Origin of the sequence: Marinobacter sp., assembly GCF_033722195.1 — a bacterium.
Lineage (GTDB): Bacteria > Pseudomonadota > Gammaproteobacteria > Pseudomonadales > Oleiphilaceae > Marinobacter.
The window spans coordinates 1-2,581 of sequence record NZ_JAWVZL010000189.1; the positions used below are offsets into that span (position 1 = coordinate 1).

The 2,581-nt window shown below is 61.1% G+C and carries 3 protein-coding genes; 1 reads left to right on the top strand and 2 read right to left on the bottom strand.

Features of this window, described 5'->3' with window-relative positions; all coding sequences use genetic code 11:
* On the top strand, positions 1–292 hold a 292-nt coding region (locus tag R3280_RS16655; RefSeq protein ID WP_318999728.1), incomplete at its 5' end, for a PEP-CTERM sorting domain-containing protein.
* 49 nt (positions 293–341) lie between these two features.
* Here R3280_RS16655 and mscL read toward each other — a convergent pair.
* Together mscL and R3280_RS16665 are read right to left on the bottom strand one after the other, a co-directional pair.
* Positions 342–758 (bottom strand): large-conductance mechanosensitive channel protein MscL, encoded by a 417-nt coding sequence (gene mscL / locus R3280_RS16660; protein ID WP_318999729.1) that lies wholly within the window; start codon positions 756–758, stop codon positions 342–344.
* A gap of 131 nt (positions 759–889) precedes the next feature.
* Entirely contained in the window at positions 890–2,515 is a 1,626-nt protein-coding gene (locus tag R3280_RS16665; protein ID WP_318999730.1) for a methyl-accepting chemotaxis protein, read from the bottom strand.
* Positions 2,516–2,581 lie beyond the last annotated feature (66 nt).

Below are 2,581 nucleotides of genomic sequence, written 5' to 3' on the forward strand. Positions count from 1 at the left end.
TAGTAGCGTAATTGGTTATGAGCTCACAAGCCCTACTGAGTACTTCATGATCAAGAATTCGACCTGGTGGGCGCTCTTTGAGAACCATTCGAATTTTGACTGGGCTGTCATTGACACCTCCCTGCTCAACGGCGGCTTCAATTTGCCGGAAAGCGATCCGCAAGAGCCCTGGTTGATCAGCCACGTTGGCACGATCGGAAACGTCGTGGAAGTTCCCGAGCCGGGCTCGTTGGCTCTGCTATCTCTGGGACTGTTGGCCCTTGGCATGAAGCGCAAGCTCTCGAGGCTCTAAGTTTCGGGCAAGTCAAAAACCCTGCCGCATGGCAGGGTTTTTGTTTGGACTATTTCGAGGAGTCAGGCTCCCGCGCCAGCAAATCCCGAATCTCGGTCAGCAGCGCCTCCTGCTTGCTCAGGTTGGGCGGTGACTCCGGCGCCGACTCTTCCTTCTTCTTGAGATTGTTCATCACCTTGACCGCCACAAAGATGGCCGCGGCGATGATCAGGAAGTCCACCACGCTCTGGATGAACAGGCCGTAGCCCAGGGTAACGGCGGCAACGTCGCCCTCCGCCGGTTTCAGGACAATGGCCAGGTCGGCAAAGTCGACGCCGCCAATCAAGATCCCGAGCGGCGGCATGGCGATGTTGGCAACGAAGGTTGATACCACCTTGCCGAAGGCGGCACCAATGATGATGCCGATGGCCATATCGATGACGTTGCCCCGCAGCGCGAACGCCTTGAACTCCTGAATCAGACTCATAGCCCACTCCCCGAATGATCGTGCCGTCATGGCGTTCTCATTTCAGGGCCAGAAGGGGGCTTGCGTCAATGGCTATTTCAGGAGCGGGACCGGCCAGTGAGGGGCCGGTGCCCGGCAGGACGCTCTCGGTATCAGTCCCTGAGGCGTTCCGACAGCCGCTTGGCGGACCAGGCCATGGCCTCCAGGTCCGGCAGGATCCGGATGTTGGCATCGGAAGACTGCTTGACCTCTTCCGACATCTCGGCGATTTCCGTGATGTTCTGGTTGATTTCGTCGCTGACGCTGGTCTGCTCCTCGGCGGCGGTGGCCACCTGCAGGGTGGCTTCCTTGATGCTGGACATGCGCTGGTTGATATCGGCGACAATGGCCTGGACGCTGCCCACTTGTTCCACGCACTCGTTGGTGACTACCTCACTGGCCTGCATGAATTCGGTGGCGTCCCGGGAGCCGGTGGCGATATCCGCGATGATGGTGTCGATTTCCACTGTGGCCTGCTGGGTCTTGGCGGCCAGGTTGCGCACCTCATCCGCCACCACCGAGAAGCCCCGGCCGGCATCCCCGGCCCGGGCGGCCTCGATGGCGGCGTTCAGGGCGAGCAGGTTGGTCTGGTCGGCAATCTCGCGGATCACCTCCATCACCGAGCTGACTTTCTTGCCGCCGGCGGCGAGCCTGGCGACGGTTTCCGAGGTGGAGCGGATCTGGTCCGCCAGCCGCTCCATATTGGTCATGGTGGAGTGGATGCTACTGTCGGCGGCATCGGTCTGTTCGGTGGTCTCGTCCACCTGGGAGGAAACGGCGGCGGCGTGCTGGGCCACGTCCTGGGCGGTGGCGGACATCTCGTTCATGGCCGCAGCCACCTGATCGATGCGCTGGTGGCTCTGCTCGGATTTCTCGGCAACGGTGTGAGCGCCCTGCTTGATGGACTCGCCAATACCTTCCAGATCCGCCGCGTTGGATTGGGTTGTCGTGCGGATCTCGCTGAGGAACTGGTGCAGTTTGCGGGCGGCGTTGGCCAGGGAGCCCAGTTCGTCGTCGCGGTGAATGGTGGCGGGATCGGACAGGTCGCCGTCCCCGAGCTGCTCCAGCTGGCCCGCGATCGTGACCGTGGGCCGGATAATGCGGCGGTTGGTGATGAACAGGGTGATCAGGGTGCCGATTATAATGGCCAGGACCAGCACCGAAACGGCGAACAGAGAGCCCTCTCGGCTGCTCCGGTTGTAGGCCAGGGTGTCGTCTCGGGCGGTGTCTTCAATCAGGTTGGCCGCCTCGGCAATCAGTTCCGCCGGTTTGCGGTCGATGCCGGCCACGGCCTTGTCACCGGCGGACGGATCGAAGCCCGATTCCACAAAGGCCTCATAACCCTGGCGATAAGCGCTGCCCATGGCTTGGTGCTGGCGCTGGAAATTCTCCAGCAGGGTCCGGACATCGGGCCGGCTCACCTCCGGCAGCAATGTCCGCAACTGGTCCTGAATCTCCGCTTCGGTCTGCTGGAACCGACCCCAGTATTTCTCGCGCTGGGCGGTGTCGGCCCCGCGGATCAGCACGTTCTTCCATTCCTGGACCTGGGTTTTGAAATCCACCAGCACATCCTGGGTCTGCTCAAGGCTGCTGAACTCCTGGTTGATGACGGCGGAAAAGCGCCGGGATTCGGCCATGGAATAGCTCAGGTAGGCAATGGCCAGGATACCGATCACCAGGTTGGAGACCAGAATCAGTGCAGTGACCTGGCGGGAAAGTCGTTTGCTGAGAAAGTTCACCGTTAAAGCCTCAGTGGGGTTGCAGTCGAGAACGGGATTGTGGTCCTACTTTTATCGGCGTGAGGA

What these genes read in the sequence shown, in the direction of transcription:
- mscL (WP_318999729.1), bottom strand. Translation starts at nt 758, where the DNA reads ATGAGTCTGATTCAGGAGTTCAAGGCGTTCGCGCTGCGGGGCAACGTC.